This window comes from Micromonospora sp. L5 (assembly GCF_000177655.2).
GTDB classification, from domain to species: domain Bacteria; phylum Actinomycetota; class Actinomycetes; order Mycobacteriales; family Micromonosporaceae; genus Micromonospora; species Micromonospora aurantiaca.
Genome location: NC_014815.1, coordinates 2,008,925 through 2,023,602 on the forward strand (window position 1 = coordinate 2,008,925; position 14,678 = coordinate 2,023,602).

General features: G+C 73.4%; 10 protein-coding genes. 4 read left to right on the forward strand and 6 right to left on the reverse strand.

Annotation, left to right across the window (positions count from 1 at the left end; all coding sequences use genetic code 11):
- The first annotated feature begins 43 nt into the window (after window positions 1–43).
- The gene (locus ML5_RS09770) at window positions 44–1,690 is read left to right on the forward strand and encodes a PKD domain-containing protein (protein WP_013474561.1); all 1,647 of its coding nucleotides are present in this window, start codon (window positions 44–46) and stop codon (window positions 1,688–1,690) included.
- A 76-nt stretch (window positions 1,691–1,766) separates the two neighbouring features.
- Here ML5_RS09770 and ML5_RS09775 read toward each other — a convergent pair whose 3' ends face one another.
- Window positions 1,767–2,339 carry a hypothetical protein gene (locus ML5_RS09775; protein ID WP_013474562.1) on the reverse strand — a complete coding sequence of 191 codons (573 nt, stop codon included), beginning with the start codon at window positions 2,337–2,339 and terminating at the stop codon, window positions 1,767–1,769.
- An 888-nt stretch (window positions 2,340–3,227) separates the two neighbouring features.
- Here ML5_RS09775 and ML5_RS09785 point away from each other — a divergent pair.
- Window positions 3,228–4,229, forward strand: a complete 1,002-nt coding sequence (locus ML5_RS09785) for an NAD-dependent epimerase/dehydratase family protein (RefSeq protein WP_013474564.1) — start codon at window positions 3,228–3,230, stop codon at window positions 4,227–4,229.
- 50 nt (window positions 4,230–4,279) lie between these two features.
- On the opposite strand, the gene ML5_RS09790 is transcribed toward ML5_RS09785, so the two are convergent.
- Window positions 4,280–5,254 (reverse strand): nitroreductase, encoded by a 975-nt coding sequence (locus tag ML5_RS09790; protein ID WP_013284883.1) that lies wholly within the window; start codon window positions 5,252–5,254, stop codon window positions 4,280–4,282.
- Window positions 5,255–5,441: 187 nt separating this feature from the next.
- Between ML5_RS09790 and ML5_RS09795 the strand changes: the two genes are divergently transcribed.
- Window positions 5,442–6,080 carry a response regulator transcription factor gene (locus ML5_RS09795; protein ID WP_013284884.1) on the forward strand — a complete coding sequence of 213 codons (639 nt, stop codon included), beginning with the start codon at window positions 5,442–5,444 and terminating at the stop codon, window positions 6,078–6,080.
- Between the two features lie 6 nt (window positions 6,081–6,086).
- Here ML5_RS09795 and ML5_RS09800 read toward each other — a convergent pair whose 3' ends face one another.
- Complete coding sequence (locus ML5_RS09800) at window positions 6,087–7,754, reverse strand: GAF domain-containing sensor histidine kinase (RefSeq protein WP_174361775.1); 1,668 nt, start codon at window positions 7,752–7,754, stop codon at window positions 6,087–6,089.
- 93 nt (window positions 7,755–7,847) lie between these two features.
- Window positions 7,848–8,858 carry a nitroreductase gene (locus ML5_RS09805; protein WP_013284886.1) on the reverse strand — a complete coding sequence of 337 codons (1,011 nt, stop codon included), beginning with the start codon at window positions 8,856–8,858 and terminating at the stop codon, window positions 7,848–7,850.
- 165 nt (window positions 8,859–9,023) lie between these two features.
- On the opposite strand from ML5_RS09805, the gene ML5_RS09810 reads away from it, so the two are divergent.
- Window positions 9,024–11,372 (forward strand): heavy metal translocating P-type ATPase, encoded by a 2,349-nt coding sequence (locus ML5_RS09810; protein WP_013284887.1) that lies wholly within the window; start codon window positions 9,024–9,026, stop codon window positions 11,370–11,372.
- Window position 11,373: 1 nt separating this feature from the next.
- Here the strand turns inward: ML5_RS09810 and ML5_RS09815 are convergent, their stop codons facing one another.
- Together ML5_RS09815 and ML5_RS09820 are read right to left on the reverse strand one after the other, a co-directional pair.
- Window positions 11,374–12,240: a universal stress protein gene (locus ML5_RS09815; protein ID WP_013474565.1), complete on the reverse strand. Its 867-nt coding sequence runs from the start codon at window positions 12,238–12,240 to the stop codon at window positions 11,374–11,376.
- Window positions 12,237–14,639 carry a phosphoketolase gene (locus ML5_RS09820; protein ID WP_013474566.1) on the reverse strand — a complete coding sequence of 801 codons (2,403 nt, stop codon included), beginning with the start codon at window positions 14,637–14,639 and terminating at the stop codon, window positions 12,237–12,239. Before ML5_RS09820 ends, ML5_RS09815 begins: the two co-directional genes overlap by 4 nt.
- Window positions 14,640–14,678 lie beyond the last annotated feature (39 nt).

Sequence of the window (14,678 nt, forward strand, 5' to 3'; positions counted from 1 at the left end):
CACGCGTGTCACTGTGATGCCCGATACGCAGGGAGGCGGTCACATGCACATGATCGAGCGGGGACGGTGGCGGCGGACGGCCGCCCGGTTAGGGGTGGCGACTGTCGTCGCGGCTGCCGGGGTGACGGTCTCGGCCGCGCCCGCGCAGGCCACCGCGACACGGACGGTGGCGTTCTTCAGCATGGACGAGCCGACATCGTCGACGGTGCTGACCGACTACAGCGGCAACGGCCGCCACGGCACGATCGGCGGCGAGGTGGTCACCGGCGCGCTCTACGCCGGGGCGACCGGCCACCGCTTCGCCACCCACCTGCCCACCGACAAGGAGTACGTCCCGGGCCACGTCGACCTGGTGCCGCACAGCACCGACTTCAACCCGGACGCCGGGGACTTCTCGGTGACCATCCGCTACCGGACCACGTACTCCTTCGGGAACATCCTCCAGAAGGGACAGGGCAACACGGCCGGCGGCTACTGGAAGTTCGAGGCCCCGAACGGTAAGCCGAAGTGCCTGTTCCGGGGCGCGGACGGCGCCTCCCGTACCGGCTACACGGACGTGCCGATCTCCGACGGCCAGTGGCACACGGTCACCTGCAACCGCACCTCCGCGTACGTGGAGATGTACGTCGACGGCGTGCGGACCAGCCGCCTCAACGGGCCGACCGGCACCATCGCCAACACCTGGCCGCTGTCCGTGGGTGGCAAGAGCCAGTGCGACGGTACGAAGGTCACCTGCGACTACTTCGCCGGCGACATCGACTACGTGAAGATCCTGAAGGGATCGGGCGGCCCGGCCAACCAGGCGCCGGTGGCAGCGCTGACACCCACCTGCTCCGGGCTGGTGTGCACGTTCTCCGGCGCGGCCTCCACCGACGCCGACGGCGCGATCCAGGACCACAGCTGGGCCTTCGGCGACGGTGACACCACGGGCACCGCCTCCGTACCGACCACGTCGCACACGTACGCGGCTGCCGGCACCTACCCGGTCACGCTCACCGTCACCGACGACCGGGGCACCACCGGCACCGCGACAGTCGACGTGACGGTGGCGCCCGTACCGGAGCGGATCTCGTTCGTCGGCCAGGCCACCGCGAACGCCAACTGGACCAGCCACACGGTCACCGTCCCGGCCGGTGTGCAGGCCGGTGACACGCTGCTGCTCGTGCTCAGCCAGAACACGCACACCGGCACCGGTGAGCCGACCGGGGTGACCGGCTGGGCCAGGCTCGACCGCCTCGACGGTGGCTTCGCCACCACCACCGCCTGGTGGAAGACAGCGAGCGCGGGTGACGCCGGCACTGCCGTCCGGGTGACGCTGGACAGCCAGGCGAAGGGCAACCTGGTGCTGGCCGCGTACCGGGGGGTGGCACCGGGAGGGCCGGTCTTCGCCAGGGCCACCGACCCGGCGAGCACCGCTACCCGGATCACCCCCTACGCGCCGGTGACCGCCGCGCAGAGCTGGGCCGTGTCGTACTGGCTGCACGGCGACAGCACCTCCACCGCGCTCATCCCGCCGTCCGGCGTGGCGGTGCGCAGCAACACCTCGCAGACCGGCGGCGGCCGGGTGACCGGCCTGCTCGCCGACTCGGCGAGCAGCGTGCCGACCGGCAGCTACGGCGGACTCACCGCCACGGGCGCCGCGGCCAGCACGACCACCACCACGTGGACGTTCGTCCTGCCCCCGGCCTGACCCATCGGGTACGCGTGAAGGCCGGCACCCCGTTGGTTCGGGGTGCCGGCCTTCAGCCTGGTCTCACTTGTTTGTCTCAGCTGTTCCAGTGCTGGGCGACGAGGTCGGCGGCCTGCTGCTCCCACTGGGCGTAGTGGTCCGGGTAGGCCGACACTTGGACGGTCTGGGCGGCCTTGGTCAGCGGCATGTCCTGCCAGCCGTCGACCTGCTTCAGACCCTTCAGGAACGCCGTCGTGGAGTACTCCGGGTCGGTGATCTGCTCGACCGTGCCCCAACCACTGGACGGGCGCTGCTGGAACAGGCCCTGCGAGTCATGGTCGTTACGGTCACCGAGGTGGCCGAGGTTCTCCAGCTTCGACTCCTGCAACGCCGTAGCGATCGACACAACAGCGGCACGCTCGTCCATACCGGCCTTCTTCGTCGCCGCAATGATCGCCTTCACATTCTTGGTCTGCTCGTCGTTCAGGTCGATACGCGACTGCTCACCCTGCACACCGTGCGGGATCAGCTTGTCACCCTGCACCGTCACCGCAACCGGCTTGGTGTGGGTGGTGTCCGCCGCGTGAGCGGCCACCGGACCGGCGAACACGCCACCGGTGAAAGCCAGACCAGCAACACCCAGAATGCTCTTACGCAGAATCGTGTTCATGGAGGGCTCCATTCGGGGGTCGACACACCCCGCGGGGGAACGGGGGTGCGTGGGCACCGTCAGGCGCTCAAAAAGACTGGGGGGATCCGGCTGCTCGCGAGGGCCGGGGGGCCTCGTCGCGGCGCCGGAAGCATGTTCAACGACCCGCCACCCGCCACCATTCCCGGAGGCTCAACACGCCACCGGAGAACAGGCGCGCGGGTTCACGTCGTCGGAACCGTGTTCAACGACCAGCCAGCCAGGATGATTCCCAGGCTTGCGGACACCACCCCGCTCGCGGGGCGAGCCTTGCTCGGTCGTTCACCGGATACAACGCCACCCACCCGCCAGCGATTCCACCCCCAGAGTGCCACCCACCACCCCCGAACCGGACACCCCCGCCCACACGGTCACAACACTCCCGTGCCCCGCACCCGCGATGCAGCCCTCTGCCCCGTCGATCATGAAGTTAGCGGCGACAAACCGGACACGGAATGCCGTCAACCTCATGATCGACGCGTCCGGGCCGGGCTGGCCGGGGGGCGGGAGCGAAGCGTCGGTGATCACCCGCGCGATCTTGCAGTTCGAGCCCTTCAGGTGCCCCATTCGCGCGGTTTGCGGGGTACGAAAGTGCAAGATCGCGGGCTGCTCGGGAGGGGGTCGTGCCCGGTGCTGTCCGGAGTTTCCCGCGCCCTCGCCCATCACCGTCGATCTTGGAGTTGTGGCGCCTCTAATGCCCGGTAAGCGCGGTTCGCGAGGTGCCACAACTCCAAGATCGACGGGTCATGTCCCGGTGCGGATGAGGGCGGCGGGCCCGGGGAGGGACGGAGGCCGGGTTCTGCCGTTGGCAGATCTGCTGACTGTGAACTTGGTGCCTGCCGGGCGGTGCTCGGCGGCAGGCTGGGACCTATGCGACTCCTGATGCTTGGCGGTACGGGCTTTGTCGGCGGTGCGATCGTGGCCGAGGCGGTACGCCGCGACTGGCAGGTGACCGTGTTCAACCGGGGTGTGCACGGGCGGGTGCCGGACGGCGTACACCGGTTGCGGGGCGACCGGACCGCGCCGGACGGGCTGGCCGCGCTCACCGGCGGCGAGTGGGATCTGGTGGTGGACACCTGGGACGGCGCGCCCCGTGCGGTACGGGACGCCGCGCTGGCGCTCGCCGACGCGGTGCCGCACTACGTCTACGTGTCCAGCGGATCGGTGTACGCGCCACCCGTCGCGCCCGGCAGCGGCGAGGAGGCGCCCACAGTGCCGGCCGACGCGGACGGAGACGACGGTGACTACCCGGCGAACAAGGCCGGCGGGGAACTCGCCGCGACGCGGGTGTTCGGCGACCGGGCGCTGCTGGCGCGCGCCGGGCTGATCCTGGGGCCGGGAGAGGACATCGGGCGGCTGCCGTGGTGGCTGAACCGGGTCGCCCGGGGCGGGGACGTGCTGGCGCCGGGGCCGCGTGACCTGCCCATCCAGTACGTGGACGTCCGGGACCTGGCGACCTGGCTGCTGGACCGGGGCGCCGAGGGCGTCGGCGGGGCGTACAACGTGGTGGGTCGCACCGGGCACGCGACGATGGGTGACCTGCTCGACGCGGCGGTGGCGGTGACCGGGTCGGACGCGACGCTGCGGTGGACGGCGCCGGAGCCGATCCTGGCGGCCGGGGTGGAGCCGTGGAACGACCTGCCGGTGTGGATTCCGCGCGGGCACGAATACCGGTGGTTGCAGGAGCGGGACGTGGAACGCGCGTACGCGGCGGGGCTGGTCTGCCGGCCGGTGACCGAGACGGTCGCCGACACCTGGCGGTGGCTGCGCGAGGTGGGGCGCGTGCCGGACCGGGCGGGGCGGCCGGCGCGCGCACCGGTCGGCCTGGCGCCGGAGCGGGAGGCCGCCCTGCTGGCCGCGCTCCCGGCCTGACCCCGAGAGGCAGGGCCGCGCTCCCGGCCTGACCTGCAGGAGGGTACGGGTCAGGCCGGCACGACCGGCAGGTCGAGCACCTCCTCGACCGGGCGACGCGGGGTGGCGCGGCCCGGCTGGCCGTACCCGATCCGCATCACCATCTGCGGGGTGCCGAACCGGCCCAGCGACATCCGCAGCGCCTCGCGTGCGGCGGGCACCTCGATCGGCTGGGACAGCATCGACACGCTCAGCCCGGCGTCGGTGGCGGTGAGCAGTACGCGTTGCAGCGCCTGCCCGGCCAGGATCTGGTCGGCCGAGGTGTTGCCGGCCGAGCCGAGCACCGCGACCAGCGGCTCCGGCTCGAAGTCGCGGCCGGGGGCGCGGTTGCGTCCGCCGAAGCCGCGCTGGGGCAGCAGGTCCTGCGGTTCGCTCTGCGGTCCGCCGGCGCCGGAGGGCACGCCGTCGGGGGCCGGCTCGGAGCGGATCCACTCGGCCCGTTCGGCCACGTACGCGGGGTCGCGTTCCAGCACGCGGTGGGCGCTGCGGGCGACCTCGGCGACCGCGTTGACGGCGCTGGTGCCGATCACGAGTTCCAGCCAGCACTGTTCGGCGCGGGCCGCCTCGCCGAGCCGCCAGCGGGCCTCGGCCGGCACCGGGTCGGGCCAGAACGGCGCGCGGTTGCTGAACCGGTGGCCGATCGCCCCGTACAGGCTCTGCTCGACCGGGGTGGGACGACGTGGCACGTCCGGCACCAGCCGGGCCACGACGTCCGGGTCGGCGGGGTACGGGCGCAGCCGCACAGTGGCCGGGGTGCCCGCCACGGCGAGCGCCAGGCGCAGGTTGAACAGGGCCGCACCGGCGGCGATGCGCGCGCCCCAGCCGGTCGGGTCGGTGGCGGGCAGGCCGCGCAGCGGGTCGACGGACACCTCGATGCCGCCGTCGACGAGCCGGAACCGCCACGGCTGGGTGTTGTGCAGTGACGGGGCCCGGACCGCGTCGGCGACCGCGGCCCGCAGTTGCTCGGCGGTGTATTCGGTCGTCATGGTGGTGCTCCCTCTCGTGCGGCGCCGGCTCCCCCGGCCGGGTACACCACTACGGTGCGTCAGGGGGCGGCGCGGTGAGCAGGGCCGGAGGTCCCCACCTGGGCCCGGCCGTCGGTCCCGGCCGGCGCGGGCAGGACGGGACTTTCGACCCGTGCTACGAGGGCGGGAAAGCGGGTAGAAAGGACTGATGATCCGGGTGTTCCTGCTCGACGACCACGAGGTCGTCCGTCGTGGCCTTGCCGACCTGCTCCAGAGCAGCGGCGACATCGAGGTGGTCGGCGAGTCCGGCCTGGCCCAGGAGGCGGCGCGCCGCATCCCGGCGCTGCGCCCCGACGTGGCGATCCTCGACGCCCGGCTGCCCGACGGCAACGGCATCGACGTGTGCCGGGACGTCCGCGCGGTGGACTCCTCGATCAAGGGGCTGATCCTCACCTCGTACGAGGACGACGAGGCGCTGTTCGCGGCGATCATGGCGGGCGCCGCCGGGTACGTGCTCAAGCAGATCCGCGGCACCGACCTGGTGGACGCGGTCCGCCGGGTGGCGGCCGGGCAGTCGCTGCTCGACCCGGCGATCACCACCCGCGTGCTGGAGCGTATCCGCAGCGGCGTGGAGCAGCCGCGGGAGCTGAAGTCGCTCACCGAGCAGGAGCGGCGGATCCTGGAGTACGTGGCGGAGGGGCTCACCAACCGGGAGATCGCCGGGAAGATGTTCCTGGCCGAGAAGACGGTGAAGAACTACGTCTCCAGCGTGCTCGCGAAGCTCGGCCTGGAGCGGCGTACGCAGGCGGCGGTGCTGGCCACCCGCCTGCTCGGCAAGAACACCTGACGGCGGTCAGTCGAGCGGGACGCTCCAGCGCACCTCGGTGCCGCGCGGCTCGGCCCGGCGCAGTGAGAACTCGCCGCCCAGCCGCTCGGCCCGTTCCCGCAGGTTGACCAGGCCGCTGCGGGCCGCCTCCGGGTCGCAGCCGACGCCGTCGTCGGTGACGGTGATCTCGACGCGGCCGGAGTCGACGCGTACGCGCACCGACACCCGGTCGGCCTGCGCGTGGCGTACCGCGTTGGAGAGCGCCTCGCGGAGCACGGCGGTGAGTTCGGGGCGCAGGTCGTCCGGGACGGCGCTGTCGATCGGGCCGATCAGTTCCAGCTCGGGGCGGTAGCCGAGCGACTCGGCGGCCACCTCGATCGCCTCGCGGATCTCGGTGCGCAGCGCCGCGCTCATCGGGGTGCGCAGCTCGAAGATGGTGCGGCGGATGTCGCGGATGGTGGCGTCGAGGTCGTCGACGGCCTGGTTGATCCGCTTGGCGGCCTCGGGGCGGGCGTTCATCGCGCCGCTCTGCAGTTGCAGGCCGGTGGCGAACAGCCGCTGGATCACCACGTCGTGCAGGTCGCGGGCGATGCGTTCGCGGTCCTCCAGGACCACCAGCAGTTCCCGCTCCTCCTGGCCGCGGGCGCGTTCCATGGCGAGCGCGGCCTGCCCGGCGAAGCTGGCGAGCAGCGCGAGGTCGTCGTCGGCGGCGGGCCCGTGGTCGGGCCGGTAGCCGATCACCAGGACACCGTGCAGCGTGTCCGCGGCGGCGAGCGGGGACACCACGGCCGGCCCGGCGACCACCGGCCGGGGCCAGGGCGCCGCGGCGGCGAGGTCCTCGACCTGGTCGTGGCGGCTCTGCGTGACGGACGCGGCGAAGCTGGTCTCGGCGGCCGGCAGCACCGCGCCGACCAGTTCCCGGGTGACCGGGTCGGCGCCGTCGACGACCTCGACGGTGAACTGCGCCTCGTCCTCGTCGTAGAGCAGCACCAGCGCCAGTTCGGCTTCGGCGACCTCACGGGCGCGGCGCGCCACGAGCGTCAGCGCGTCGGTACGGCGTACCTCACCGAGCAGCACCGAGGTGATCTCCGCGGCGGCCGCCAGCCAGCGTTCCCGCCGGTGCGCCAGCGCGTAGAGGCGGGCGTTCTCGATCGCCACGCCGGCCGCGGCGGCCAGCGCCACCACGATCTCCTCGTCGTCCTCGGTGAACTCGGCCGCGCCCTGCTTCTCGGCCAGGTAGAGGTTGCCCCAGACGTGGTCGCGGATGCGCACCGGAACGCCGAGGAAGCTGTGCATCGGCGGGTGGTTCGGCGGGAAGCCGTACGAGTTGGGGTGCTTGGTGATGTCCGGCATGCGGACCGGCTTGGGGTCGTCGATGAGCAGGCCGAGCACGCCCCGCCCGTGCGGCAGCTCGCCGATCTTCGCGTGCAGCTCGGGGCTGATGCCGTGGACGATGAAGTCGTGCAGCATCCGGTCGGGCCCGATCACGCCGAGCGCGCCGTAGCGGGCACCGGCCAGCTCGCACGCCGACTGCACGATCCGTTGCAGCGTGCTGCGCAGGTCGAGATCGGACCCGATGCCGACGACCGCGTCCAGCAGTGCCCGGAGCCGCTCGCGGCTGGTCACCACCTCGCCGACGCGGTCGAGCATCTCCTGGAGCAGTTCGTCCAGGCGGACGCGGGACAGCGGGGTCAGCCCGAGCGACGGTGTGAGGTGCTCGTGCCGGGACTGGGGTGCGGCGGCCACCCGGCGATGGTATCGCCCGGTGGCCGCCGTGATCGAGACCGGTCAGGCGAGACGGTCGCGGACCGCCGAGGTGTCGACTGTCTGCGCGACGTCCAGCCGGGGCGTGTGCGGGGGGCCGGCGTGCGTCGGGTCGGCCAGGCCGAGCCGCATGCTGATGTACGGGAACCCCAGGCCGGAGAGCATCTGCCGCAGCACCTCGCGGGTGCTCTCGACCTCCACCACACCGGACAGCGGCACCAGCGACACCCCGTGCCGGGTGGCGGTGAGCCAGGCGGCGGAGAGCGCCTCGCCGGCGCGCAGCCAGCTCATCGTCTCGTCGTCGGAGCCCCACAGGATCCCGTAGACGGCGGCCTTGTCGTGGCCGGGTCCGATCGGCAGCGAGCCGGCGCGGCCGAAGTCGCGGGCCGGAACGGTCGTCTGCGGGGCCTGGTCGGGCAGCACCTCCGGCGGCAGCCCGGTGCCGGTGCCGGCCCGGCTGATCCAGTACGCCAGTTCCTCGCGCAGGTCCGGGCTGTCGGCCTCGACGGCGGCGGCCTGCTGGGCGGCGCTGGCGAGCTGGATCTTCTGGGTGTCGTCGAGCAGTTGCAGGTTCACCCCCTCCAGCGTGGCGGCCCGGTCGATGTCGTTCAGCGCGGCGGTGGGGATCGGCTCGTCGCTGACCGGCCGCCGGTCGGTGTGCCGCACCTGCATGCACTGCACGACGCGCATGGCGTCGGGGTCGGCGCCGGTGTGCTCGAGGCTGGTGAGCCGGGCCAGTAGGTCAGGTTCCTTCGGGTCGGGCAGCCGTTCCACCACCGGGGTCCAGCCCTCGGCGGCCAGTGCCACCCGGGCGTGGTGCAGCGCGGCGCCGCAGCTCACCACCAGCAGGTGCCCTTCCGGGTCCATGGCGCTGAGGTGCCGTTCGCGGACCACCCGCAGCTCCAGCGCGTCGGGCAGGACCGTCCAGTGCCACGGCTGCGTGTTGTGCACCGAGGGGGCGTGGCCGGCCATTCCGGCGGCCTCCGCGAGCGCGGTGGTCAACGGGCGATCGCCGGCCGGCGTCTCGTGGCTCATCGTCACGACCTTTCCTGTTTTCCCCATCGTGCCCCACGCCCGGGACGCCCGGGTGGGGATGCCGCTCCATCCTCGGGCATGCCCGGCCGCCCCGCAGGGGTCCTTCGCCCCCGGATTACCCGGGTCGCCCCGCCCGCCCCACGTCCGGGCTGAGACGATCCACACGTGGGAACCGAACCACGCGAGTGCGTACCCGAGCAGCCGGCCCGCGCCCGGCGGTGGGCCTGGGCCGAGTGGGCGCCGCTGGTGCTGCTCACAGTGGCCGTGCTGGCCGGCGCGGCGCTGTGGTTCGCCGGCGCGCACGACGCCGCCCGGCTGGTCTGGGCGGCGGTCACGGTGGTGGCCCTGGTGCCGGCGGCCTGGACGACGCTGCGCCAGCTGTGGCTGCGGCAGTTCGGGGTGGACGTCATCGCGGTGCTGGCGCTGCTCGGCGCGCTGCTGGTGCGGGAGTTCCTGGCCGGTGCGGTGATCGCGGTGATGGTCGCCACCGGGCGGGCGCTGGAGGAGTACGCCCAGCGCCGCGCCACCCGTGACCTGCGGGCGCTGCTGGAACGCGCGCCCCGGCAGGCGCGCCGGCGTACCCCGGACGGCGGGATCGAGGTGGTGCCGCTGGACCGCGTCGCGGTGGGGGACCGGCTGGTGGTCGGACCGGGCGACGTGGTGCCTGTGGACGGCGTGGTCGAGGAGTCCGCGACGCTGGACGAGTCGGTGGTCACCGGCGAGTCGCAGCTGGTCACCCGCGCGGCCGGGGAGGAGGTGGCCAGCGGCGTCGTCAACGCGGGCGCCGGCTTCGGGCTGCGGGCCCGCCGCAACGCGGCGGAGAGCACCTACGCCGGCATCGTCCGCCTGGCCGGCGAGGCCACCGCCCGCAAGGCCCCGATGGTACGGCTGGCCGACCGGTACGCCGCCGCGTTCGTACCGTTCACGCTGGTGCTGGCCGGGCTGGCGTGGCTGCTGTCCGGCGAGTTCACCAGGGCGGTGGCGGTGCTGGTGGTGGCCACCCCGTGCCCGCTGCTGCTGGCGACCCCGATCGCCGTGGTGTCCGGGCTGTCCCGGGTGGCCCGGCGCGGCGTCCTGGTCCGCGACGGCGGGTCGCTGGAACAGCTCGGCCGCGCCCGTACCCTCCTGCTCGACAAGACCGGCACGCTCACCGCCGGGCGGCCCCGGGCGGCCGAGGTGGTGGTGGCGCCGGGCGGCGACCGCGACGAGGTGCTGCGGCTGGCCGCCTCGGTCGAGCAGCTCTCCCCGCACGTGCTGGCCGCCGCGCTGGTGCGGCAGGCCCGCGAGCGGGGGCTGCCGCTGGCCGAGCCGACGCAGGTCACCGAGGAGCCGGGGCACGGGGTGAGCGGCCGCGTCGACGGGCGGATGGTGCACGTCGGTCAGCTCGCCGGGGAACCGCCGGAGTGGGCGGGCCGGCTCGGTGAACGCGCCGAACGGGCCGGGCGTTCCGCGGTCTGGGTCAGCGACGACCACGGGCCGCTCGGTGCGATCCTGCTGGAGGACCCGGTCCGCCCGGACGCCCGGCGGACCGTGCGGCGGCTGCGCGAGGCGGGCCTGGAGCGCCTGGTCATGGTGACCGGCGACCGCCCGGGCACGGCCCGGCAGGTGGCGCAGATCGTGGGCGTGGACGACGTGATCGCGCGGTGCTCGCCGCAGGAGAAGGCCGATCGGGTACGCCAGGAGTCGGCGCGCGCGGTGACTGTGATGGTCGGCGACGGCGTGAACGACGCGCCCGCGCTGGCCGAGGCGCACGTCGGCGTGGCGATGGGCGCGACCGGGGCGACCGCCTCGGCGGACGTGGCCGACGCGGTGCTCACCGTGGACCGGCTGGACCGGCTCGCCGACGCCGTCGAGATCGCCCGGTACGCCCGCCGCATCGCGGTGCAGAGCGCCACCGTCGGGATGGGGCTGGCGGTGCTGGCGATGCTGGTGGCCGCGGCGGGCCGGCTGCCCCCGGTGGCCGGCGCGTTCCTCCAGGAGGGCATCGACGTCCTGGTGATCCTCAACGCGTTGCGCGCGCTCGGCGGCGGCCTGCGGCGGCGGGACCTGCCGGCGCACACACGCGAGCTGCTCGACCGGTACGCGGGCGAGCACGGCGGCGTGCGCGACGTGCTGGCCCGGCTGCGGGACACCGCCGACATGGTGGCGACCCGCCCGGACGATCCGGCGTGCCTGCCGGCGCTGCGCGAGGTGCACCGGCGCCTGGTCGACGAGGTGCTGCCGCACGAGGCGGCCGAGGACCGGCAGCTCTACCCGGCGCTGGCCGGGCCGCTCGGCAGCGACGAGGCGACCTCCACGATGAGCCGGGCGCACGTGGAGATCGTGCGGCTGGTGGAGCGGATCGGCGGGCACCTCACGGCGCAGCCGGACGGCCGGCTGCGCCGTGACGAGGTGCCCGATCTGCTGGCCGCGCTCTACGGCCTGGACGCGGTGCTGCGCCTGCATCTGGCCCAGGAGGAGGAGGACTACTTCTCGCTCAACCCGGAGGAGGGCTCCACCGCGCCCGGCCGCTGAGTCAGCGCTCGCGTACCACAGCCACGGGGCAGTGCGAGTGCTGGATGAGTTGCTGGCTGACCGAGCCGAGCAGCATGCCGCGCAGGCCGCCCCGGCCCCGGCTGCCGACCACCACGAGTTGCGCCGACCGGCTCGCCTCCACCAGCAGCGCGGACGCGCTGCCGGGGACCGCCTCGATCTCGACCGGCACGTCGGGGAAGCTCTCCCGCCACGGCGCCAGCTCCGCCTCGGCGGCGGCCCGTTCGCTCGCGGCGACCTGCTCCGGGTCGAAGTCCGGCGGCACCCACCGGTCGCCCGGCGGCTCCCAGGCCCGTAGCACCCGCAGCGGCACGTCCCGCTGCGCGGCCCGCTCGACGGCGAAGCCGAGCGCCCGCAGCGCCGACTCCGAGCCGTCCGAGCCGACCACCACCGGCCCGGACGTGGCGGCCTGGCCGTCGCGGACCACCACCACCGGGCAGTGGGCGTGCGCGGCGACCGAGACCGCCGTGGAACCGGCGAGCAGCCCGCCGAAGCCGCCGTGGCCCCGGCTGCCGAGCACCAGCATCCCGGCGTCGGCGGACCGCTCCTGGAGCACCAGCGCGGGCGGGCCGTCGAACACCTCGCCGTGCACGGTCAGGCCCGGCCGCAAGGCGGCGGCGTCCGCCGCCGCCTTGCGGACCAGTTCGTCGACCTGCTGCCGGGCGGCCTCGTCCGGCCACACCCCCGGCGCCACGCCGGGACCGATCCAGCCGGTCACTGTCAGCCACTCGAAGACGTACGCCAGGCGTACCGGCCGACCCGACCGGCCCGCCTCGTGCAGCGCCCAGTTCAGGGCGACCGCCGCGTCGGCGGACCCGTCGTAGCCGACCAGGATCTCCTCGCCGCTCATTCCCCACTCCTCACGGCCGGATCGTTCTCGCGGATCCAGCGCCACTCGGCGACCCGGGGGTCGTCCTCGCCGTAGCGGCGGGTGTAGTCGCGGCAGGCCTGGCGGGCGTCCACCATGTCCTGGCGCAGGTGCGCGGCGCGCGACCGCAGCCCCGGCACCCGGTCGATCACGTCGATGACCAGGTGGAAGCGGTCCAGGTCGTTGAGCATCACCATGTCGAACGGCGTCGTGGTGGTGCCCTCCTCCTTGTAACCGCGCACGTGCAGGTTCTCGTGGTTGGTCCGGCGGTAGGTGAGCCGGTGGATCAGCCACGGGTACCCGTGGTACGCGAAGATCACCGGCTTGTCGCGGGTGAAGATGGTGTCGAACTCGTTGTCCGGCAGGCCGTGCGGGTGCTCCGACGGCGGTTGCAGGCGCATCAGGTCGACCACGTTGACGACCCGCACCTTCAGGTCCGGCAGGTGCCGGCGCAGCAGGTCGACGGCGGCGAGCGTCTCCAGCGTCGGCACGTCACCGGCGCAGGCGAGCACCACGTCCGGCTCGGTGCCGTCGTCGCTGCTGGCCCAGTCCCAGATGCCCAGGCCGCGGCGGCAGTGCTGGATCGCCTCGTCCATGGTCAGCCAGTTCGGCGCGGGCTGCTTGCCGGCCACCACCACGTTGATGTACTGCCGGCTGCGCAGGCAGTGATCCATCGTGGACAGCAGCGTGTTGCCGTCCGGCGGCAGGTAGACCCGGACCACCTCGGCCTTCTTGTTCACCACGTGGTCGATGAAGCCCGGATCCTGGTGCGAGAAGCCGTTGTGGTCCTGGCGCCACACGTGGCTGGACAGCAGGTAGTTCAGCGACGCCACCGGCTCCCGCCAGGGGATGTTCCGGGTCACCTTCAGCCACTTGGCGTGCTGGTTGACCATCGAGTCGACGATGTGGATGAACGCCTCGTAGCTGGTGAAGATGCCGTGCCGGCCGGTCAGCAGGTAGCCCTCCAGCCAGCCCTGGCACAGGTGCTCGGAGAGCACCTCCATCACCCGGCCGTCGGGGGAGAGGTGGTCGTCGCCGGGCACCTCGGCGCCCACGAACGCGCGGTCGGTCACCTCGAACGCCGCGCCGAGCCGGTTCGAGGCGACCTCGTCCGGGCCGAACAGGCGGAACGTCTCCGGGTTGCGGGCGATCACGTCCCGGACCCAGGGCCCGAGCACACCTGTCGCGCCGGCCATCGGCTCACCCGGCGTCGGTACGTCGACCGCGTAGTCGCGGAAGTCCGGCAGCTCCAGGTTGCGCAGCAGCCTGCCGCCGTTGGCGACCGGGTTGGCGCTCATCCGGTGGTCACCTGTGGGCGGCAGGTCGGCCACCTCGGCGACCGGGCCGCCGGTGGCGTCGAACAGCTCCTCCGGCCGGTAGCTGCGCAGCCAGCGCTCCAGCTCGGCCAGGTGCGCCGGGTTGTCCCGCACCTCGGAGATCGGCACCTGGTGGGCGCGGAACGTGCCCTCGACCTGCTTGCCGTCGACCCGGGACGGCCCGGTCCAGCCCTTCGGCGTCCGCAGGACGATCATCGGCCAGCGGGGACGCTCGACGTGCTCGCCGGAGCGGGCCCGGCGCTGGATCGCGGTGATCTCGTCGACCGCCCGGTCGAGCGTGGCGGCCAGCAGCTGGTGCACCGTCGCCGGGTCGTCGCCCTCGACCACGTACGGCTCGTAGCCGAAGCCGCGCATCATGTCCCGCAGGTCCTCGCGGGGGATCCGGTCCAGCACCGTCGGGTTGGCGATCTTGTAGCCGTTGAGGTGCAGGATCGGCAGCACCGCGCCGTCGCGGGCCGGGTTGAGGAACACGTTCGACAGCCAGCTTCCGGCCAGCGGACCGGTCTCCGCCTCGCCGTCGCCGATCACGCAGGCCACCAGCAGGTCCGGGTTGTCGAACGCGGCGCCGTACGCGTGGCTCAGCGCGTACCCCAGCTCGCCGCCCTCGTGGATCGAACCCGGCACCTCCGGCGCCACGTGGCTCGGGATGCCGCCCGGGAAGGAGAACTGCCGGAACAGCCGCTGCATGCCGGTCTCGTCCCGGGGGATGTGGTGGTACAGCTCGCTGTAGGTGCCCTCCAGCCAGGTGTTCGCCACCAGCGCCGGGCCGCCGTGGCCGGGGCCGGTGACGAAGATGGCGGACAGGTCCCGGTTCACGATGACCCGGTTGAGGTGCGTGTAGAGCAGGTTGAGCCCGGGGCTGGTGCCCCAGTGGCCCAGCAGGCGCGGCTTGACGTGCTCGGGCTTGAGCGGTTCGCGCAGCAGCGGATTGTCGAGCAGATAGATCTGGCCGACGGTCAGGTAGTTCGCCGCGCGCCAGTAGGCGTCCAGCCGGCGCAACTCGTCTTCGGTCAGGGGGCTGTGCAGGTTCACCGCGGTGTCCATGCTGCCTTAGCCTCTCGTGGCTCGGGGTCGGCTGCCACT

What these genes read in the sequence shown, in the direction of transcription:
- ML5_RS09770 (WP_013474561.1), top strand. Translation starts at nt 44, where the DNA reads ATGCACATGATCGAGCGGGGACGGTGGCGGCGGACGGCCGCCCGGTTA.
- ML5_RS09775 (WP_013474562.1), bottom strand. Translation starts at nt 2,339, where the DNA reads ATGAACACGATTCTGCGTAAGAGCATTCTGGGTGTTGCTGGTCTGGCT.
- ML5_RS09785 (WP_013474564.1), top strand. Translation starts at nt 3,228, where the DNA reads ATGCGACTCCTGATGCTTGGCGGTACGGGCTTTGTCGGCGGTGCGATC.
- ML5_RS09790 (WP_013284883.1), bottom strand. Translation starts at nt 5,254, where the DNA reads ATGACGACCGAATACACCGCCGAGCAACTGCGGGCCGCGGTCGCCGAC.
- ML5_RS09795 (WP_013284884.1), top strand. Translation starts at nt 5,442, where the DNA reads ATGATCCGGGTGTTCCTGCTCGACGACCACGAGGTCGTCCGTCGTGGC.
- ML5_RS09805 (WP_013284886.1), bottom strand. Translation starts at nt 8,858, where the DNA reads ATGAGCCACGAGACGCCGGCCGGCGATCGCCCGTTGACCACCGCGCTC.
- ML5_RS09815 (WP_013474565.1), bottom strand. Translation starts at nt 12,240, where the DNA reads ATGAGCGGCGAGGAGATCCTGGTCGGCTACGACGGGTCCGCCGACGCG.
- ML5_RS09820 (WP_013474566.1), bottom strand. Translation starts at nt 14,639, where the DNA reads ATGGACACCGCGGTGAACCTGCACAGCCCCCTGACCGAAGACGAGTTG.